This is a genomic window from Rahnella perminowiae, from assembly GCF_019049695.1.
Taxonomy (GTDB): Bacteria; Pseudomonadota; Gammaproteobacteria; order Enterobacterales; family Enterobacteriaceae; genus Rahnella; species Rahnella perminowiae.
On the sequence record NZ_JAFMOT010000154.1, the window covers coordinates 1 to 20,355 of the forward strand.

At 54.7% G+C, this 20,355-nt stretch carries 16 protein-coding genes; all 16 read right to left on the reverse strand.

Features of this window, described 5'->3' with window-relative positions:
• Positions 1 to 435: 435 nt before the first annotated feature.
• The 16 genes from J1781_RS03605 to J1781_RS03680 all read right to left on the reverse strand — a co-directional run bounded on the left by J1781_RS03605 (position 436) and on the right by J1781_RS03680 (position 20,353).
• Positions 436 to 1,524, reverse strand: a complete 1,089-nt coding sequence (locus tag J1781_RS03605; protein ID WP_217233214.1) for an iron-containing alcohol dehydrogenase family protein — start codon at positions 1,522 to 1,524, stop codon at positions 436 to 438.
• Between the two features lie 64 nt (positions 1,525 to 1,588).
• Positions 1,589 to 2,443: a MurR/RpiR family transcriptional regulator gene (locus tag J1781_RS03610; RefSeq protein ID WP_129951432.1), complete on the reverse strand. Its 855-nt coding sequence runs from the start codon at positions 2,441 to 2,443 to the stop codon at positions 1,589 to 1,591.
• Between the two features lie 3 nt (positions 2,444 to 2,446).
• Complete coding sequence (locus J1781_RS03615) at positions 2,447 to 3,766, reverse strand: MFS transporter (RefSeq protein ID WP_217233233.1); 1,320 nt, start codon at positions 3,764 to 3,766, stop codon at positions 2,447 to 2,449.
• Between the two features lie 192 nt (positions 3,767 to 3,958).
• Positions 3,959 to 4,297 carry a hypothetical protein gene (locus J1781_RS03620; RefSeq protein WP_217233215.1) on the reverse strand — a complete coding sequence of 113 codons (339 nt, stop codon included), beginning with the start codon at positions 4,295 to 4,297 and terminating at the stop codon, positions 3,959 to 3,961.
• 105 nt (positions 4,298 to 4,402) lie between these two features.
• Positions 4,403 to 5,167 carry a siderophore-iron reductase FhuF gene (fhuF, locus tag J1781_RS03625; protein WP_217138729.1) on the reverse strand — a complete coding sequence of 255 codons (765 nt, stop codon included), beginning with the start codon at positions 5,165 to 5,167 and terminating at the stop codon, positions 4,403 to 4,405.
• A gap of 138 nt (positions 5,168 to 5,305) precedes the next feature.
• A complete protein-coding gene (locus J1781_RS03630; protein WP_129951429.1) occupies positions 5,306 to 6,214 on the reverse strand; it encodes a dihydrodipicolinate synthase family protein in 909 nt (302 codons plus the stop codon).
• A 205-nt stretch (positions 6,215 to 6,419) separates the two neighbouring features.
• Positions 6,420 to 8,027: a gamma-glutamyltransferase family protein gene (locus tag J1781_RS03635; RefSeq protein WP_217233216.1), complete on the reverse strand. Its 1,608-nt coding sequence runs from the start codon at positions 8,025 to 8,027 to the stop codon at positions 6,420 to 6,422.
• A gap of 30 nt (positions 8,028 to 8,057) precedes the next feature.
• Positions 8,058 to 8,933 carry an ABC transporter permease gene (locus J1781_RS03640; RefSeq protein WP_217219077.1) on the reverse strand — a complete coding sequence of 292 codons (876 nt, stop codon included), beginning with the start codon at positions 8,931 to 8,933 and terminating at the stop codon, positions 8,058 to 8,060.
• A gap of 1 nt (position 8,934) precedes the next feature.
• Positions 8,935 to 9,879 carry an ABC transporter permease gene (locus J1781_RS03645; protein ID WP_129990635.1) on the reverse strand — a complete coding sequence of 315 codons (945 nt, stop codon included), beginning with the start codon at positions 9,877 to 9,879 and terminating at the stop codon, positions 8,935 to 8,937.
• Positions 9,880 to 9,896: 17 nt separating this feature from the next.
• The gene (locus J1781_RS03650; protein ID WP_217233217.1) at positions 9,897 to 11,414 is read right to left on the reverse strand and encodes an ABC transporter substrate-binding protein; all 1,518 of its coding nucleotides are present in this window, start codon (positions 11,412 to 11,414) and stop codon (positions 9,897 to 9,899) included.
• Entirely contained in the window at positions 11,411 to 12,526 is a 1,116-nt protein-coding gene (locus tag J1781_RS03655) for an ABC transporter ATP-binding protein (RefSeq protein WP_217233218.1), read from the reverse strand. Before J1781_RS03655 ends, J1781_RS03650 begins: the two co-directional genes overlap by 4 nt.
• Positions 12,523 to 13,548 carry an ABC transporter ATP-binding protein gene (locus J1781_RS03660; protein WP_377423193.1) on the reverse strand — a complete coding sequence of 342 codons (1,026 nt, stop codon included), beginning with the start codon at positions 13,546 to 13,548 and terminating at the stop codon, positions 12,523 to 12,525. The genes J1781_RS03655 and J1781_RS03660 overlap by 4 nt, the downstream gene beginning before the upstream one ends.
• The gene (locus J1781_RS03665) at positions 13,538 to 14,269 is read right to left on the reverse strand and encodes a FadR/GntR family transcriptional regulator (RefSeq protein ID WP_047612502.1); all 732 of its coding nucleotides are present in this window, start codon (positions 14,267 to 14,269) and stop codon (positions 13,538 to 13,540) included. The genes J1781_RS03660 and J1781_RS03665 overlap by 11 nt, the downstream gene beginning before the upstream one ends.
• A 775-nt stretch (positions 14,270 to 15,044) precedes the next feature.
• The gene (locus J1781_RS03670; RefSeq protein ID WP_217233219.1) at positions 15,045 to 17,129 is read right to left on the reverse strand and encodes a putative bifunctional diguanylate cyclase/phosphodiesterase; all 2,085 of its coding nucleotides are present in this window, start codon (positions 17,127 to 17,129) and stop codon (positions 15,045 to 15,047) included.
• A gap of 382 nt (positions 17,130 to 17,511) precedes the next feature.
• Positions 17,512 to 18,261, reverse strand: a complete 750-nt coding sequence (locus J1781_RS03675) for a T6SS immunity protein Tli3 family protein (protein WP_217233220.1) — start codon at positions 18,259 to 18,261, stop codon at positions 17,512 to 17,514.
• 13 nt (positions 18,262 to 18,274) lie between these two features.
• Positions 18,275 to 20,353: a Tle3 family T6SS lipase effector gene (locus J1781_RS03680; protein ID WP_217233221.1), complete on the reverse strand. Its 2,079-nt coding sequence runs from the start codon at positions 20,351 to 20,353 to the stop codon at positions 18,275 to 18,277.
• Positions 20,354 to 20,355 lie beyond the last annotated feature (2 nt).

A 20,355-nucleotide genomic window follows, 5' to 3' on the forward strand; every position in this document is an offset into this window, starting at 1 on the left:
GTTCCCTCCCATCGGGTTACAACCCGCGCAAAAACATGCGCGGTTTTCCACCTCTCGTCCGGCGGTATTTTGGAACCGGCCTCAGGCTTCTACTTCACAACCTTACTGATTTTGATATGCAAAGCGGATTGGTTTTGACTTTAAAATCGTGCGGGCGTTTCAGAAAGCTTGCTGAATGAGAGGTTGCAGACCCTAGGCTGCAATCCCGAAATGAAGGCACCGCGAAGCGGCAAGATTTCCAGCCTGTCGCTGCGATACCTGAAACATAGCCAGCGAGCGGAGCGCTTGTTGAAAAAGCGAGGAGGAATCCAAAGGAGGAAAAGCACTTTCCTCCTTTGGGCGGTTTCGGCGCAACCCGATAAGTGATCACGGCAATTGAGAAACCGAAACTTTCACCATTTATCTTTCAAAAACGTTCTGATGTGCGTTCTCACATCAATTAATTTTTGCCCCGAGTCTCTCCACTCTTTCTACCGCACCTCTGACATCTTCAAATGTAATATCACCTGGCATGTTCGCCATATCCGGTGTGGTGAGGCTGCGGTCGATAATCACGGCCAGATCCTGCTCTGTCAGCCCTGTGGCGATATGCGCTAACTGCGTCGGTATGGCACTGGCGCGGGCCAGCGCGAGAGCGGCCAGCAGTTCATCGTCGCTGCGGTTTTCCAGTGCCAGCAGGCACAGGTTACCGTAACCGACCAGCAAACCATGAGGAATATGGCGGGTTTTCGGACAGGCGGTGAAGCCTTCGTAGAGTGCATGAGAAGCACCGGTGTGAGCGCCGTTACTCATGACTGAGGTCAGACCGGCGTAGAGGAAAATAGCATCGAGCACCTGTTCGAGCGCGTTATTGGCTTTACCGTCCTGCACCGCGAAACAGGCACCGGCGGCGAAATGCCTGATGAGGGTATAACACAATTCACTGTGGGTTCTGGCGACGCCCGCCAGGCCGGTCAGCTGGCTGAGATCGCTGATGGCGCGGTATTCATACCATTTTGCCAGCGTATCGCCGATACCTGCCGAGAGCCATTGCAGCGGTGAGGTTGCCAGCAAATCCGCATCGATCACTACCGCTGCGGGGCCACTGGACAAGGGCATCATGTTGCGGAATTCCCCATTCTGATGATAACGGAACGCCAGCGAGGTCACCGCCGAACAGGTGCCCGCAATGCCCGGCAGGGTGACGACCGGAATATTGCACGCCACGCCTGCCGCTTTAGCGGTATCCAGAGCTTTGCCGCCGCCGGTGGCGATAATCACCTCCACGCCCTGTGTACGGAAAACGTCCGCCAGACGGTTGATTTCTTCCTGACAACACACGCCGTTGAAGATTTCACTGCCGAGATAACTGACCATCTGCTGTTCAAGCTGATCCGCGACTTTCGCTTCGACACTGGCAATGGCGCGTTTGCCACCCACTAACATTGCCCGCTGGCCTAAGCGCCCGCACATCGCGCCCAGATGTTTTATGGCGCCGCGCCCGCGCAGTACGCTGGCAGGAAAGACCAAACGATGGGTGAACATGCATGCCCTCATAAACTCCGGTGTTTTATGAAGTATAGAAGGCGTGCCGGAGAACGTAAGAATATCAGCGGCGTCGCCTGCGTACGGCATCATGGGTTTTACGCAAGGCGTCGCGCGCGCCCGGAAGGCGCTGGGCGACACCGATAAACAGGCAGTCGATGATCAGCAGCTGGCTGGTACGGCTCGCCATCGCCGCTGCGCGAAAACCCATTTCACGATTGCTGGTTCGCAGCACGACATCTGCTTTACGGGCGAGGGCAGCACGGCCGTTAGCGGTAATGGCAAGCGTTTTCGCGCCTGCCGCTTTTGCCTGCGCAAGGGCTTCAATCACATCCGCTGTCTGGCCGGAGTGGGAAATCGCCAGCGCAACATCCGCAGCTGTTAACTGACAGGCGCTGACCAGACTTTCATCACTGCTGCCAAAAGTCTGGGCGACAACGCCGATGCGTCGCAATTTCTGACAAAAATCCTGCGCCACCAGTGCCGAGGCACCGGCACCGTAAATATCAATCCGGTGCGCCTGTGCAAGCAGGCTGACTGCCTGCTCCAGCGTGGCTGCGCTGAGGAGTTGCGTGGTTTCGGTCGCGCCTTTGACCTCGAATTCCAGCAGTTTTTGCAGTATCTGTTTGGGCGGATCATTGTCGCTGATATCCGCCGCCAGCGGCATTCCGGCGGGCATCGGGCTGGATGATTCTGCGGCTAATGCCAGACGCAGCGCCGGATAGCCGCTAAAACCCAGCCGTTTGCTGGTGCGCACCACCGTGGCAGTGCTGGTTTCGGCGTATTTCGCCAGTTCTGTCACGCCCATGTTGGCCACACCCGGCGGATCAAGGCGGATAAGAGTGATGATCCGCTTTTCCGCCGGCGAGAAGCTACCCTGTAATGCGTTCAGACGCGACTGCAAATGCGTGTCGTTCATCGCTTATTCATCCAGATCACGCAAATGATCATCCTTGCGCAACGTCATCAGTGCAAACAGGCTGACCAGACAGGTAGCGACCACGTAATAGGCCGGAATATCCAGATTGCCGGTTTCTTTGATAAGACCGGTAATAATCAGCCCGGCACAGCCTGAAAACACGGCATTCGACAGGGAATAGGATAATCCCAGACCGGTATAACGCACGCGGGTCGGGAACATTTCTGCCAGCATCGCCGGGCCTGGACCGGCAATCATTCCTATTGTTGCGCCGGCAATCAGCACTGCAATACCTTTCACCAGCAGGCTGCTTTGCGGGTCTTGCAGCAAATGCAGCAGCGGGAAACTCAGCACAATCACGGCGAAGACGGCAATCATCATGACCTTTTTACGGCCGATTTTATCGCTCAGCCAGCCGGAAGGCAGGATGGCCAGCGCGAAACCGACATTCGCCAGCACGGTGGCGACCAGCGCCTGTAAAAAAGTGGCATGCAGGGAAGTTTGCAAATATGACGGCATGACCACCAGGAAGGTATAACCGCCCGCCGACCATCCCATCATGCGGCCAATTCCCAGTGCGATGGCTTTGGCAGTAGCGACAGCCGATGCTTTTCCGGCTGCCGTTTTTTGTACTTCAGGTTCGTCTTTCTGACTGGCGACAAAGTTCGGCGTTTCATCAAGCTTCAGGCGCAGGTACAGCGCCACCAGCCCCATCGGCAGGGCCAGCAGGAACGGAATCCGCCACCCCCAGTCTTTCATTTGTGCTTCAGGAAGGGTCTGGACCAGCAATGCCACCAGCGCCACGCCGGTCAGCAGACCCAGCGACACGGTAAACGACTGCCACGCGCCATAAATACCGCGTTTACCTTTCGGCGCGAATTCGGTCATCAGGGAGACCGCTCCGCCGAATTCACCGCCGGCAAACAGGCCCTGGAACATACGCATCAGGGTCAGTAATAACGGGGCGGCCACGCCAATCTGCGCGTAAGTCGGCAGCAGACCAATGATCGCGGTGGCCAGCGTCATCAGCAGAACGACGGCAATCAGTGTCGGTTTACGGCCGATGCGGTCACCGATACGCCCGAAGATGATCGCACCAATCGGGCGGCAGAAAAACGCCAGCGCGAACGACGCATAAGTGAGCAGTAAACCGGTCATGCCGGTCTGGCCTTCCAGGGTGAAAAAGTTACCGGCAATCAGGGTCGCCAGATAACCGTAAACGCCAAATTCATACCATTCGATAAAATTACCGACCGAACCGGCGACGAGGGCGCGGCGTGACTGACTGGCGGTGGCTGGGGAAATCTGTCCGGTGCGGGTCATCATTAACCTCTTCAGCAAAAGAACTTTGTTATAAGAATAGGATGTAAATAATTTTCTAAATTCCGGTGATTATTATGTCAATAATTTTCATGTATTGAACAAAATTAAAGCGGGAACTGCGGGGTCAGACAGGTTTTTGGCATAAAAAAAGGCTGCGCCTCGAAAGGAGCAGCCTGTTTAAACACGTTGCGGTTACAGCGTGTGGATATCGATGCCGTCGCCGATATTACTTTTCTGATAGTAAGCCCGCGGGACTTCTACCTGATACTGTTTGTCAGCGTAAGCGACTTCCAGAATAAAACGTTCGTTTTCATAGGATTCAACCGGAATAAAACCGAAGAATCCTTCCGTTACGCTGATGGTCCGGGTAGACGGAATAGCATAACGATGAACAATCCTTGCTCTGAGCGGCTGCTGCCTGCCGGTTAACGTGTTCCATACGCGGTTAACGGGTTGCGCCAGAGAAACCATCACCTCTGAGGCCAGCGAGTTAAGAGCCGAGGGCCAGCTCTCATGTTTTTTCATAGTCATGATAAATACCTCGTTGGTCTATATAACCCAATTCTTATAATTATCTGCCGCTAAGATCCAATCATTTTTTACGCTAAGCTTAGTCAGCGTTTGTAAGTGTTTGATTTAACCGGCAACGGTTTTGCGTCTTTTGCCGGATTTGCGTTCTGCTAGCAATAACGGGCAGGAAGGGCACATGGCATGGTCTTCCAGATCGTAGCGTAGGCAGCACTGTTTACGGTACTGCGGACTGTCAGGATCAGAAGGATCTTCAGCACGCAGTGGCTGAAATAACGGATTTTTACCGCCATAACGCAGCTCGCGCGATTCCATCAGGCGCATGCCGTCTGAGATATCCGCACCGACCAGCTCTGCCTGCTTAACGCCCCAGCCGACACGGATCGCCGCATTGCTCCAGTAAATCCCCGGTTTCAGGCCGGAGAATTCCGCCAGCGCTTCGCAAACGGGGCGCAATTGCTGCTCGATCATCACATCAAAGCGCGCCATCGGTTCTGCGGATATCAGGGCTTCACCTTCACCGTCGAGATAAATTTGTGCCGGTAATCCTTCTTCCTGCATGCACAGGTAGACATTGTCGGCGGCGATAGGTAACTGCCAGCCGTGACGCAGGGAGACAATCACCCAGGCTGGCAACAGGGTGGCAAAATACCATTGCGACCACATTGAAATCCGCGCCCGGCGCTTATCGCACTGCGCGGCATCGGCCGCATTGGCGTCCAGATAACGTTTAAGCACGCTGGCGCAGCCTTCTGCGGTGGTCAGTCGCAACATAGGCACCGCATTGGTCACCAGAGGCGACATGGGTTTGAACGTTTCTGCCACCCAGCTGACCGGCGTTTCGCGGAAACTGTCGAGGAGTGTTTGCATCATTACGCTATGAAAGTCATTCGGCTCGATAAATCATAGGAATAGAGTAACGAATATTAAAGCGGAATAGTAATGATTTCGATTTAGATTCCTTCTCCCGGTGAAGAGAAATGACGGGAGAAGGTTTTGCAGCCAATGCGGTCAGTTCAACACACCCGCTTTCTGCAAAATCTCACGGACAACCTTTTGCTTCTCATTGCTCAGCGGCAGAGCCGGTTTGAGTGAATACACCGGTATTTCACTGATGACCTGAGAGATGGCGTATTTGATGACGTTGTAGATCGGCGTATCCAGTGTATAAAGCGGCGGCAGGAAAGATAACCGCTGTTGCAGTTCCACGGCGGTGGCGAAATCTTTCTCTTTACAGGCGCGGTAAATCCCGCAGGTGAGTTGCGGGGCAAAATTGGCGCTGGCGGGAATAGCACCGTCGCCGCCCAGTATCAGCGTGCCAAAAAGATATTCGTCATAACCGGAGAATACGGCGAAATCAGGGCGATGGGGTTTCACGGCCTGAATCGTTTCGCGGATATGGTTCAGGCTGTCCACGGTGTCCTTCAGGCCGGCAATGTTCGGACACTCCAGCGCCAGACGTGTGATCAGGCTGACAGGCAGCGGCTGACCGGTCAGTCCCGGATAGTTGTACATGATCACCGGCAAACCGGCACCTTCAGCAATCGTGCGGTAATGCAGATACAGCGCATCTTCGGTTACCGGGTTGTAGTAGGGATTCACCACCACGACGCCGTCGGCACCGACGCTTTTCGCGTGCTGTGCGAACGCCAGCGTTTCTGCCGTGCCCGGATGCGCCGCGCCAATCAATACCGGTACGCGCCCGCCAACATGTTCCGTGCAAAACTCCGCCACTTCATGACGCAGCGCCTGAGACATATGCGCGAATTCTCCCGCGCTGCCGAGGAAAAACAGGCCGTTTACGCCGCCTTCAATAGCAAAATCAATCAGACGCGCCATCCCCGGTCGGTCAAGCTGCTCATTCTCATTGAGGATCGTTGCGACAGGGGGGATCACGCCATGAAACAGTGGGCTGGTCATACATTCGTTCTCCATATGAAAGGGTAAAGTACTCACCCATTCATTTATAGAACGCTGTTTCAAATATTTATAGCGATGGGATCGAATTACAATGATTTAGCCAATATCTGGAAGGGAAGTCACAAAGATGGCAGTAACTCCCTCCCCCTTCGCTTTGGGGGAGGAGCAAGGCAAAACCGACTTGCGGTGCAGAGTGAAACCAGACCTACATCACCAGTGCTTGTCCGTCTTTACGGGATTCGGTGCCAGCCAGATAACCGCCTGCCGGATTAGTGACAATCACCTGCGCGCCGCCAAATGAATGGCCGCCGAGCGGGTCTTCAACGATCAGTTCATGGCCCATAGCGCGCAGTGCCGCCAGCGTATTGTGGTTAAACGTTGATTCAATCGCCACCTGGCGGCCGCCGTTGATGCGCCAGCGCGGCGCATCAATAGCCGCCTGCGGATTTTGCTTATACAGCATCACGCGCAGCGCCAGTTGCAGATGCCCCTGCGCCTGCATCGGGCCGCCCATCAGGCCGAACGACATCAGCGGTTTTCCCGCAGCGTCCTGTGCGAAGGCCGGAATAATAGTATGCAATGTGCGTTTGTCCGGCGCGACGCAGTTGGCGTGGGTCGGGTCGAGGGTGAAACCGCAACCACGGTTTTGCAGGCTGATGCTGGTACCCGGCACCACAATGCCGGAACCAAAGCCCATGTAATTTGACTGAATGAAAGACACCATCATGCCGCTGGCATCCGCGGCGGTCAGATATACGGTGCCACCCGGACGCGGCGCGCCGTAGGTCACGTCACTGGCTTTTGTGCGGTCAATCAGTTTTGCCCGTTCTGCCAGATAATCATCGTTCAGGAACAGTTGCGGATCGAAGAACATATGGTCGCTGTCGGTGACATGCTGATCCAGATCTGCCAGTGCCAGTTTCATCGCTTCAATGCACAGATGCGTGGTTTCCACTGAATCCACCGGCTGGCTGCCGACATTCAGCTTGTCGAGAATGCCCAGTGCAATCAGCGTGGCGATGCCCTGACCGTTCGGCGGCAGTTCATGAACCGAACCACCCGCAAAGGATTGCTGCAGGGTTTCTACCCAGTCGGCCTGGTGGTTCGCCAGATCGTCCAGCGTCATCGCACCGCCGTTAGCCTGACAGTGCGCTACCATTTTTTCGGCCAGTTCACCGCGATAAAACGCTTCACCTTCGGTGTTAGCGATCAGTTCCAGCGAGTCGGCCAGTGCCGGATTACGGAAGATTTCCCCGATTTTTGGCGCACGTCCGTCTGGGGCGAAACATTCCATAAAGCCTGGCTGGTTATGCAGTTTTTTCACCGCGATCTCCCACAGGCGACCAATCAGCGGCGATACCGGAAAACCGTTGCGGGCATAATCAATCGCCGGTTGTGCCAGTGTGGACAGCGGCAGGGTGCCGAAGCGTTTTGCCAGTGCCACCCAGCCGGAGACGGCGCCCGGTACGGTGACCGCATCCCAGCCATAGGTCGGTACGGCGTCTAACCCTTTGGCGGCGAAATATTCCGGCGTCCACGCCGCCGGTGAACGGCCTGATGCATTAAGTCCGTGGGCTTTTTTGCCGTCCCAGACGATCGCGAATGCGTCGCTGCCTGCGCCGTTGCCGCTGGGTTCGAGCACGGTGAGTGCGATGGCGGTGGCGATGGCCGCGTCGGCGGCGTTTCCGCCCAGCATCAGCATTTTCATGCCCGCCTGGGCGGCCAGCGGCTGTGATGCGCAGACCGCATTGTCGCCCATCATGGTCGGACGCAGGGTCGGATAAGCCACGTTAAAATCGTAATTCTCAGACATGTATTCTTCCTTAAAAAAGCAGCAAACGGTTTATTCGGAACGCGGGTCGAGCGCATCACGCAGCCCGTCACCCAGCAAATTGAAACCCTGTACAGTGAGGAAAATCGCCAGACCGGGGAAAATCGACATCCATGGCGACTGCTCAAGGAAGCTGCGCGCCGTGTTGAGCATCGCACCCCACGAGGCGTCCGGCGGTTGCTGGCCGAGGCCGAGGAACGACAGGCTGGCTTCGGTGATGATCGCCGAAGCAATCGCCAGCGTCGCCTGCACCAGGATCGGCGATAACACATTCGGCAGCACATAGCGCCAGAGGATCCAGCGGTCGGGCAGGCCGATTGCCCGCGCCCCTTCAATATATTCTTCGTTGCGGATACTCATTACCTGCGCTCGGGTCAGGCGGGCGAAAATCGGCATGGCAGAAAGCCCGATGGCGATCATCGCATTGCCAAGGCTCGGGCCGAGAAATGCCCCCAGCGCAATCGCCAGCACCAGAAACGGACACGACAGCAACGCTTCAACCACACGGGAAATAATGCTGTCCAGCCAGCCCTGCCAGAAACCGGCGAGAAGCCCCAGCGGAACGCCGATCACAATCGCGATAATCACCGACACACAACCGGCCATCAGCGAGGTGCGGGCTCCCCAAAACAGGCGCGATAAAATGTCACGCCCCAGTTCATCGGTGCCCAGCCAGTGCAGAGCGGAAGGGGCTTTACGCACGGCCATAAAATCCGCTTTGATCGGGTCAAACGGCGAAATCCACGGGGCGAGCAACGCCATTATCGCGAACATTGCGACCAGCACCGCGCCGGTCACCGCGCTTTTGTTGCGCAGGAATTTGCGCAGCACGCGGTTCGGTTCGCGGGCAGGGAGTGACGTTGTCACGGAAATCACAGAAGCGCTCATCTCAGGCTCTCCGCATGCGGGGGTTGACCAGCACGTACAGCACGTCGGCCAGCAGATTCATCAGCAGAAAACCGACCGCGACCACCATCACCACGCCCTGAACCACGGCGTAATCGCGATTGAACACTGAATCAACGATCATTTTGCCAAAGCCCGGAATAGTGAAAACCTGCTCGCTGAGCACCGCGCCGCCCAGCAGTTCGCCGAACAGCAGCGTGGTGAGCGTGATGACCGGCACCAGCGCATTGCGCAGCGCGTGTTTCATGATCACCTTTTTCGGCAGCAGGCCTTTGGCACGGGCAGTGCGGATGTAATCGGCTTTCAGCACCGCAATCATCGCCGCACGTGTGTGGCGCATCAGGGTGGCAGAAAGCCCGGTACCGAGCACCGCCGCAGGCAGCAGCATGGTTTTCAGGTTTTGCAGCGGATCTTCTGAGAATGGCACGTAACCGGACGCCGGAAGCCAGTGCAGTTTCACCGAGAACAGCATAATCAGCAGCACACCCAGCCAGAAATGAGGGATCGAAATTCCCGACAGCGCCAGAAAATTGGTACCGTTATCTATCCATGTGCCTTTATGAACTGCCGCGAGCACGCCCATGGTGATGCCGATAATCAGCGCCACGATCATTGCCAGCAGCGACAGTTCCAGCGTGACCGGCAGTTTGCTGGCGATCAGTTGTAATACCGGTTCCTGCGTGCGCAGCGAGGTGCCGAAATCGCCGCGCAGCGCGTTGCCGACCCAGTGGAAATACTGGCTGGGGATCGGGTCATTAAGATGATATTGCTCGCGTAACTGCGCAATCACTGCCGGATCCCGCTCCTCACCGGCCATCGCGGTGATCGGGTCGCCGGGCAGTAATTTCTGCAACGAGAACACCATCAGCGTAACCAGAAACAGTGTCGGTATGGCTGAAATCAGCCGTTTCATCACCAGTTCTAACATCGTCTATCCCCAGTCAATTATTTGTTCAGTGTCAGACCCCGTAACCGGATCAGGCCGTCGGCGTAAGGCACAAAACCGCTGACTTTTTTACTCATGCCGAAAATACGCGGTTCGAAGTACAGGTATAACAGCGGGTCGTCGATGTTTTCCTGCTCAACCACCTGTTTGTACAGTGCCTTACGTTTTTCCACATCGCTGGTCAGACGCGCTTCCTGTAACCACTGATCGACCTGCGGATTACTGTATTTGCCGTCGTTCAGGCCGCCTTGGGTATGGATGAATGAGAAAATATTGCCATCAGGATCCGGACGTCCTGACCAGCCGGACATGCTCATTTTGAATTCACCGCGTTGCTGGCGATCAAGCAGCGTGGCGTACTCCGTCATTTGCAGATTCAGGTTAATGCCCGCTTCGCTGACCATCGCCTGAAGTACCTGCGCAACCTGCTGTGACGTCGGGTTGTTGGCGACCAGGAAATCGATAGTCATTGGGGTTTTTACGCCGGCTTGTGCCAGCAGCGCTTTGGCTTTTTCGATATCGCGTTTGGGCACCGGAATGTCAGCGTGATACGGGCTGGCAGGCGAGAAGGCCTGATTCGCCGGGGTGTATTGCCCCTGGAAGACCACCTGGTTCAGTGCGTCGCGGTCAATCGCCAGCGACAGTGCCTGACGCACGCGGGCATCTTTCGCCAGCGGCGTATTGGTGTTGGCGGTGCCGTTGGCGATATTGATCGTCAGCCCCATGTACCCGAGGCCGGTGGTGCTCGCCAGTTGCAAATTGCTGTCGGCTTTGACCGTTGCGGTGTCGCTGGCAGCAATGCCTTCGGTAATATCCAGATCGCCTGCACGCAGGTTGGCTAAGCGTACTGACGCATCCGGAATCGGCAGAAACACCACTTTATCAAAGTGATACGCGCCTTTGTTCCAGTAGTTATCAAAGCGTTTGAGCACAATGCGGTCCTGCTGAACGCGGCTGACAAATTCATACGGACCGGAACAGACCGGGTGCGCCGCCACGTTGCCTTTGGCAGTGGCCGCAGGGGCCAGAATGGTGCTCGCGCGGTCGGTCAGTTGCATCAGCAGCGCAGCGTCCGCCGTTTTCAGGTGGAAAACCACGGTGTACGGCGCGGTGACGTCGACGGATTCAACAGATGACAACTCACTTTTACGCAGGGAACCCGGCAGCGTCAGGTAGCGTTCGATGTTGTATTTCACCGACTGTGCATCAAATTTCTCGCCATCATGGAAGGTCACGCCTTCGCGCAAATTCATGGTCAGCGTTTTGCCGTCCTCGCTGTATGACCAGTCTTTCGCCAGGCCCGGCACGATTTTAAGGTGTTGATCGACATCCACCAGACGCTCACACATGGCGCTGAACACGAAACGTCCGTAATAGGTGCGCGCCGTGGCCGGATCCAGCATGTCAGGATCGCTGCCAAGGCCGACGCGCAGGGTGCTTTCTGCGTGGGCAAGGCCCGCATACGTCAGCAACATTAAGGCCGGAATGCAGGCAGTTAAGCGGGGTGCATATCTCATGGTCGGGTTCCCTGGGTTGATGTTGGGGTGGAAAGTGAAAGCCGGGACTGGCTTGCCTGTTCAAACAGCGCACGCCGTAAGGTAAATGCAGCGGACGGCGACGGAATCAGCACCGAGGTGCGATCCCGTTGCAGTTCGCTCCAGCGGTGGCAGGCCACCATGCGGTTGTCACTGACGGTTTCAAGTTGCGGCTCCACCTGCCGACATGCGTCGGTGGCATAGGCGCAACGGGTATGGAAACGGCAGCCGGAAGGCATATTGGCCGGATTGGGCATGTCGCCCTGCAGCACCGGCACCGGCCGTTTAACGCCGGGCGTGAGCAACGGCGCGGACGCAATCAGCGCCTGGGTATACGGATGCAGCGGCTGATCAAAAATGTCATCGGTGCTGGCCAGTTCGACGATTTGCCCGAGGTACATCACCGCTACGCGGTCGCTCATATGGCGGATCACAGCCAGACCGTGTGCGACGATAATCATCGTCAGCCCGAACTGTTGTTTCAGGCTTTCCAGCAGATTGACCACCTGCGCCTGCACCGACACATCGAGCGCCGACACCGGTTCATCTCCCAGCAGCAGTTTCGGCGAGGACGCCAGCGCGCGGGCGATACCGATGCGCTGGCGCTGGCCGCCGGAAAACTCATGGGGATAGCGGTTACTGAAAGCGGATGGCAGGCCGACGGTGGTCAGCAGTTCACGTACTTTCGCCTGCCTGTCCGCTTTACCCCTGACAATGTTGTGCAGCCACAGCGGCTCGCCAACGATCTCTTCCACGGTCATGCGCGGGTTGAGTGAGGCAAACGGATCCTGAAAGATGATTTGCAGGTCGCGGCGCAGCTTTTTCATCTGGTCAGCGGAAAACCGTTTCAGGTTTTCGCCTTCGTAGAATACGTCACCGTCAGAGGCGCTGAGCAGTTGCAACAACAGCCGGCCCAGTGTCGATTTCCCTGAGCCGGATTCGCCGACAATCGCCAGCGTTTCGCCGTGCCAGACGCGTAAGGACACACGATCGACTGCCTGCACGATTTTCGGTGTGCTGAATAATGATGACGGGCCTTTAAAGACTTTGCTCAGTCCGGCGGCTTCCAGAATGGGGCGGGGGGCGAGGCTCATGCGCAGGCTCCTTCGGCGGACAACGTGAAATGGTTTTCCAGCGGTGCGAAGAAACAGGCGACGTGGTGCGGCGACTGATTCAGGGCGCGCAACGGCGGGCGCTCCCGGTGGCAGCGTTCGGCGGCAAACGGGCAGCGCGTTGAAAAACGGCATCCCTGCGGCATGTCTTTGGGTAACGGCACGGCACCGGGGATGGTGGAAAGTGCACCCTGCCGTGAGGCCAGCGATGGCATCGACCCCATCAGTCCGATGGTGTAAGGGTGCTGCGGATTATTGAAAATATCGGCTACCTGACCCTGCTCGACAATCTGCCCGGCGTACATCACCGCCACGCTGTCGGCGACTTCTGCCACCACGCCCAGGTCGTGTGTAATCAGCAATAACGCGCTGCCGGTTTCCTGCTGAATACGGTTGAGCAGGGCGAGGATCTGCGCCTGAATGGTGACGTCCAGCGCGGTAGTGGGTTCATCGGCAATCAGCAGTTGCGGACGGTTGACCAGTGCCATGGCAATCATCACGCGCTGACGCATGCCGCCGGAAAGCTGGTGCGGATAGGCATCCATCCGCAGTTCCGGGGCCGGGATCTGCACTTTTTTGAGCATTTCCAGGGCCTGTTCACGAGCCGGTTTTTTGCCGGCGCCCTGATGACGCATCACCGCTTCGGCCAGTTGATCGCCGAGTGTCAGCGCCGGATTGAGTGAAGTCATCGGTTCCTGAAAAATCATTGCCAGCTCCTGACCGCGCAGGTCAGCATACTGACGCTCCGACAGACCGGTGAGGGAGGTGTTATTCAGGCGGATATCCCCCTGCAATACTTTTGCGCCGGCGGGCAATAATCCCATCAGTGCCAGCGAAGTGACGCTTTTACCGCAACCGGATTCGCCCACCAGCGCCAGTGTTTCTCCTGCTTCAAGCTGTAAGGAAATGTCGTCGAGTACGGTGGCCGGTGAACCGGAAAACTGCACACGCAGGTTGCTGATGTGTAACAGTGGTGTGACGGGGCCTGCCGGGTCAGTCATCAGTAAAATCCTCCTCATCATGCAGGGTGGAAAGAAATGCCTGTTGCAGCGCCAGTAGATGCTCGCGCATCACTTTTGCGGCCTCTTTCGGCTGGCGTGCGGCAATGTGTTCTACGATGCGTTCGTGGTGATCGTCGTAACGGTTCAGGCGCTCCTGATTACGCGCCGCGTTGCGCACCGCCAGCCAGCTCGGATCCCGACGTATGGCGTCGACGGCATCGAACAGACCGAGCAACAACCGGTTACCGGCGGCATCGGCGATGGCGCGGTGAAAGGCGCTGTCCCAAAGCTCAATCTGATCCGGGTCGCCGCGTGACATCGTTTTCACCTTGTCCAGTAAACGGCGCATAAGCTGGATCTGTTCCGGCGTGGCACGCAGGGCGGCATATTTCGCCAGCCCCGGTTCAATTTGCAGACGGGCTTCCATCACTTCCTGCAAATTAGATTGTTTCGGCAACGCCTGCAGACTCAGCGGCCGGGCAGGGCCATTCGGTCCGATAAACGTGCCTTTCCCCTGCTTGCGCCACACCCGGCCTTCCTCTTCCAGCACATCCAGCGCCCGGCGGATTTCCCGGCGGCCGACATCAAACATCTGCATCAGATCGCGTTCTGCCGGCAGCGGTTGAGTCTGATCCGGATGCTGTTGTATCAGCTGTCGCAGCTGTTCAAGTGCTGAATTCGAGGTGCCGTTAGAAGGAGATTGCGCCCCGGAGTGTGTTGTCATATTTCAGTTTCCCGCTGGGAATTAAATCGTTAGTCAGTCCTTTGCATTTTCCGAACCAATTTTGTAATGGTTCATGAGAAAGTTTTGCAAAACGGAGAATTTGTTTTTAATTTCAAATGTATAAAAAATCACCCGCTTTAGAGAGAGGATCGATTTATGGTTTATAAGACATTGATATTTATCTGATATGCACAAGTGTAGTGCGTTAAAATAATGTTAACGGATCGTAATGGTGCGTGATTTATCGGTATGAGAAGTCGATCAAATAAGCGGAATAACTTAGCTAATGGTTCGCTATATCGTTGCTTCACCAAAGAAGGAAAGGCCCGGGCGGGGTATTAAGGAATAATTCGCAGGCCGGAGAGGATGCGGGCAGTGGTTTCGTCTGCCAGTTTGTGACTACTGGTCAGGTTTTCGCAGGGAGCGTGCAAGGCAAAACCCAAAATAATCCGCCTTTGAATTTAAGATCGTGCGGGCGATTCAGAAATCTTGCTGAATGGAGCGGCCTGGAGACCAGAGGCTCCAGGACCGGGTGAAGGAACCGCGAAGCGGCAAGATTTCCAGCCTGTCGCTGAGATACCTGAAACATAGCCAGCAAGCGGAGCGCGCTGTGAAAGAGCCGGAGATTCCTAAGAGGCGCGGCGACAGGCGCCTCTTAGGGCCAGTGTGGGTGGCAACCCGCGGTCTTTGTTTGGGGTTATCGTCAGAAATAACAGGTTTATATACCGCTGTTCCCCCGATCACTCCCGACAAAACCCGTGTCTAATAACTATCATCAGAGGGGTGCAAACCCGGTTAGTCGTAACTCTGAGGGTTGAGGTCGTCCGAAGAAGTATCCCTGGAACAACGTACAACCTTCTTCTTTCAGACGCCGGAACTGCTCATCAGTTTCCACACCTTCTGCCGTGGTCTGAATATCAAGGCTGCGGCTCATGCCGGTGATGGCACGGATGATCGCCAGGGCTTCGCGGCTGTCATGCATGTCGTTAATGAATGACCGGTCAATTTTGATTTTGTCGAACGGGAATGACCGCAGATAACTCAGCGATGAATAACCGGTGCCGAAATCGTCCAGCGCAATCCGTACACCCAGCGATTTGAGTTTTCTCAATGTGCTGATATTACCGAGCGTATTGTCGAGCAGTACCGATTCCGTGATTTCTACTTCCAGACGTGACGGATCCAGACCCGAGGCTTCCAGTGCTGATTCCACCACCGACACCAGGCCGCTGTTTTTGAACTGTACCGGCGAGAGGTTAACGGCAATCGTCTGATTGTCTTTCCAGGTGACGGCTTCGCGGCAGGCTTCGTGCAAGGCAAAGGAACCCAGACTGTGGATCAGCCCTGTTTCTTCGGCAATCGGAATGAAATCGACCGGCATGATCAGCCCGTTTTCCGGGTGATGCCAGCGCATCAGCGCCTCGTAACCTATCACCGCATCGTGACGGGCATCAGTAATCGGCTGGTAGTAAAGACGTAACTGATTACAGGTAATGGCGTCGCGTAAATCCATTTCCACCACACGGCGTTTGCGCGCGGCGGCATCCATCTCCAGGCGGAAATCTTCGTAACGGTTACGGCCGTTACGTTTGGCTTCATATAATGCCATATCCGCACGACGCAGCAGTTGATCCGGGGTGCTTTGCGCCGAACCGGCGAGCGCAATACCGATGCTCAGGCCGACGGTCAGTGAATGGCCGTCGATGATCACCGGAGGACGTACCGATTCAATCAGACGTTTGGAAATCTGATGTGCGGCGGAAATGTCTTTCAGCCCCGGCAGCACCACGGCAAATTCATCACCGCCGATGCGCGCCAGTGTGTCGTCATCGCGCAGCGTCATGCGCAGACGTTTGGCAATTGCACGCAGCAGCTCATCACCAATCTGATGGCCAAGCGCGTCATTCACATTCTTGAAATTATCGAGATCCAGGCACAGCGTGGCAGTATGGCTTTGCGTATAGCTATCGCGCTGCAACGCCTCGTTGAGGCGCTGGCTGAACAGGATACGGTTCGGCAGACTGGTCAGATTATCATGATGCGCCATGTGATGAATACGGGCATGCGCGGCCTGTTGATCTGTCACGTCATCGGCAATCATCATAACGTAACTGGTCTGCGGATCGTGCCCGCGGATCACTGAACTGGTGGTCTGCAATGTCCGGTCGCCAATGGCGGTCAGCAATTGCTGCTCGCTGCGGTGTACGCCTTCTGCACGCAGACATTCATCCGACTGTTTATTAATAAAAGTGCTCAGCCCGACACCCATACAATCCTGCGGGCGCTTGCCGAGCATTTTATCGCGGGGGATCCCCAGCAGACGCTCTGCCTGGCGGTTGACCAGCAGAATTTCACGTGAGACAGCATTCTCGACAATCACCGAGGAGGGGATATTCGCGATCACGGTATTAAGGAACTGTGATAAAGACGACAGTTGTTCGCTGTTGGATTCGGCCAGTTCTTTGGCCTGTAACAGTGCCTGTTCCGTTTCGCGACGCTCCGTGATATCACGGGTGATTTTGGCAAATCCGATGATCTCCCCGGCTTCGCGCAAGGCTTCAATAATGATGTGCGCCCAGAAGCGCGTGCCGTCTTTGCGCTGTCGCCAGCCTTCGGATTCGTAACGGCCGGTGGAACGTGCTGTTTCCAGCCCGCGTTGTGGCCATCCGTTTTGTCGGTCTTCTTCGGTGTAAAAACAGGAAAAATGCTTACCGACAACTTCTTCTGGCGTATAACCTTTTGCCCGCTGCGCACCGGCATTCCAGTTCGCAATATGGCCATCGGGCGTCAGCATGTAAATGGCGTAGTCTTCTACGCGCTGAACCAGCAATCGATAAAGTACATCAGAATCTTCACTCATATTATTTGCCTGATAGCTGGCCGTCTCTGCACGGGGTCCGTCCAAATCAGAGTCCGGCTAAATAGTGCGCCTGTTCCCGACGCATTTTTGCTGTGGTGTGCTTGTGAAACGTTAGCATAAGAAAATTCTCACTTCGCCAAATTTTGCTTCTAACCTACTTAAATTTAAGAATATTTAGCAAAAATAACGGTCTTAAGTGAAATTTGTTATTGGAGTTTTAAATAACAGGGAAGTTATCGGCAGCACAGATTAAGGCTTTAATAAAAAGGCACAGAATGTTCATGTTTTACATACTGTTAAAATTTCAATAAAAAAGCCGCAACAGGGTGCGGCTTCATCTTTGGCGCTTAAAAGCACTCAGGTTTTATTTGCGGTTTCGGCTTCATTTTGCCGATAAACCCAAATCCGGATCACACCGCATACGATCCCAGCCGGTATAATTTTTCACCTCTGGGACTTTGTTGGGGATGTTCTGGAAATTGGCTCTGTAAGTATCGATGGTCCAGTGTTTTGGTCCGGCGAATGAGTTCCACGAAACGTATTCGTTGCCCCATTTACCTCCGCCATATCCGGGGCGAATATGATGGGTTTGCATCTGTCCACGGCTATTTGCAACGGTATAATCAATGCCGCTTCCGCCGGGTTCAAGACGTGGGTCGTCAAACGGTTTTGAACTCATATAAAGGTCGCCGTGTTTGGTCAACACATAGCCCTGATCGTTGACGACAGTGATGGATTCGATTTCGTCCCGTTGTGGGCCGTCAGCCCCGTACTGAACCGCGCCGGTACCGGGGGAGAAACGGGCTCCCTCCCATGTACGGCCATAATCTTTTGAAATCAAGAAACCAGATAAGTCATCCCATGGAATTGCAATATATTTTTCAAATGGATGCACAAATTTAAAAAATGAAATCCGAAATATTGGGTTGTCACGATGGACCACTTCAGTCCGTATATTTCTTGTTATGTCGACGTACCACAACGCGCCTTCGCAATGATTTCCTTCAAGTTCGAGATAACGATGAGCGTCAAATTGATAAACAACTTGTAGAGGCGTCTTGTAGGGGGTTGATAGTCCGACTCCAGACCAAAAAATCAACAGGCTTGTTAATGTTATTTTAGTGCTTTTCATAGAACTTCCTTGCTCAAATCTGAGGCGCTGGCATTTCCCACTGCAAAACATCTGTCAGATTCGTACCCAGACTATTTGGCCTGACACGAGCGCCATAATCATTCAAAACACCGAAATCTCCCATAGGCATTCCTTTTTCCCGTTCGGGTTTGTTCATAAGTGCCTTTACTGCTTTCGGTAGTACGCCATCCAGATAGTACTTTTTAACACTTGGATCCGGATTCATTTCACGACGCCAGTCAGCTTTTAATAACAATCCTTCCCAGAAATCCTGATATTCAAATGCCTGACATTGTCCGATGGCCAGATCAAACGCGGTAGATTTCTGCGCCACTTCAATGTTGGTCACAATAGAGGAGTGCTGGCTGAACGTGGTATCCATTTTTATTGCCCGGTTCAGTTCTTTATCTGTCATCCGGCGCAGCACTACCAGCTGGCGGAAATAGCCATTAAGTTCATGATAAATGCCGCTGACAATATCCCAGGGATATTGGCTTCTCAGCTCTTCCAGCTGGGCTTCGTTCAGCGCCACACCATTATCCAGATATTGAAATTGTGCGGAGGCGGGGACATCAATACATTCGGCAGGAAAACGTTCGGCTTTCATCGCGGCTTTAGCCATTTTAGGATCGTTACCGCTCAGCGCCGCCTTATAACCTTTTCCCTGTGCCATCAGCTTAAAGACAAAAGGATCGGGTAAAACCGGGGCATTGACGGTGACGTCGGTAAATGAATAGCCGGTATCGGCTGAGTCATCAGGTTGACGTGCAGGCATCTCAAAATGAAACGCTGTCTTATCGCCGACAACGACGTCTTTACAGAAAACACGCTGATAGAGGTTGTCACCTGACTGTGCTTTGATTTTATCGGGGATCCCCCGCCAGCCGAACCCCTGAATGGGCGACATGGAGACCACCTGATCGTTAGGACAAAAATAGTTATACACCTTGCCGAAATTATTACGGTTATATAGCGGGTCGTCCCACGGTGATTTATTTAATGAAATACAGCCGGTGTCGTGCAATTGCTGAAGATAGGCACTGTCATGAGAGGTTGCACCCGGTGCGTAGAGAGCGTTTTGAGACATAAGCTGGCAAAAATTGCGCAGCGTTTTTTGTCGTCCCTGACGGGTTTGCTGATTTCCGGGCATGGCGTTTTCCAGCCAGCGGTTCTCCAGCGCATACGGCGAATGATTGAGTATTACGCAGTCGGCGGGTGCCGCGCCTTCAGCCTGCACCCACATGTTGGCCAGCATGGTAATTATCGTGCCCTGACTGTGGGCAACAATATTAATAGTGTCATCGCGTGTAAGCTCATTGCGACGAATATCTAAAATCAGATCCGCCAGTCGGCGTGCGGCATAAGCCTGATAAATCCGGTGCGGGTTTTGGTAAATAGGATGACTCCAGTCGCCGTGATTTTCGAGATCACTGCGGGATTTGAACAGCCCGACGGCTTCTAAAATACGGCCGGATGCACCGGGACCAAACATATCCGGAATGCAGGTGGTGGCATTGGCAAAAGTGCCGCCGCCTTTGGCGGATGTCGGGTCAAGCCAGTTATTGAGATTGTCGATATTTTGATTGTCATGTTGTCGTATTTTGACAGCATCATTTTCGCGGTAGGTATCGTAAGGCAGGTCAGCGTTATGGTGTTTTTCAGGTAAGTCTTTTCGGTACTGCTTCTGATCCTGCTCCCAGGTGTCATGGTCGACCGGTTTATAACCCCAGTAAAACGGAATAACCGGTGAACGGTTAGCGACCCCGATACAGGTGTGATCCTGCACACTACAGGTGAGTTTCGCGACATTGTCACTGGCGTCGGAAATCATGAATTCGTGCGTTTTCCATTCATGGGGATGAAGATCCTGACGCCCGAGGCGGGTATTCAGTCCGGCACAAATGCCGGTATCCTGATCCTGGTAAGCCTCACCGACATCATTCACGCCGTGGACGAGAATGACAATGCAGGGAAGCGGGCGCATAACGGCACAGTTTTGAATTGTCATTGCGCCTGCACTGACAGGGCGTCCAATATCACCTTCTGATAAAATTTTTGGCGTGCGAATATTTTTGTGAATCATTTCACTCATCG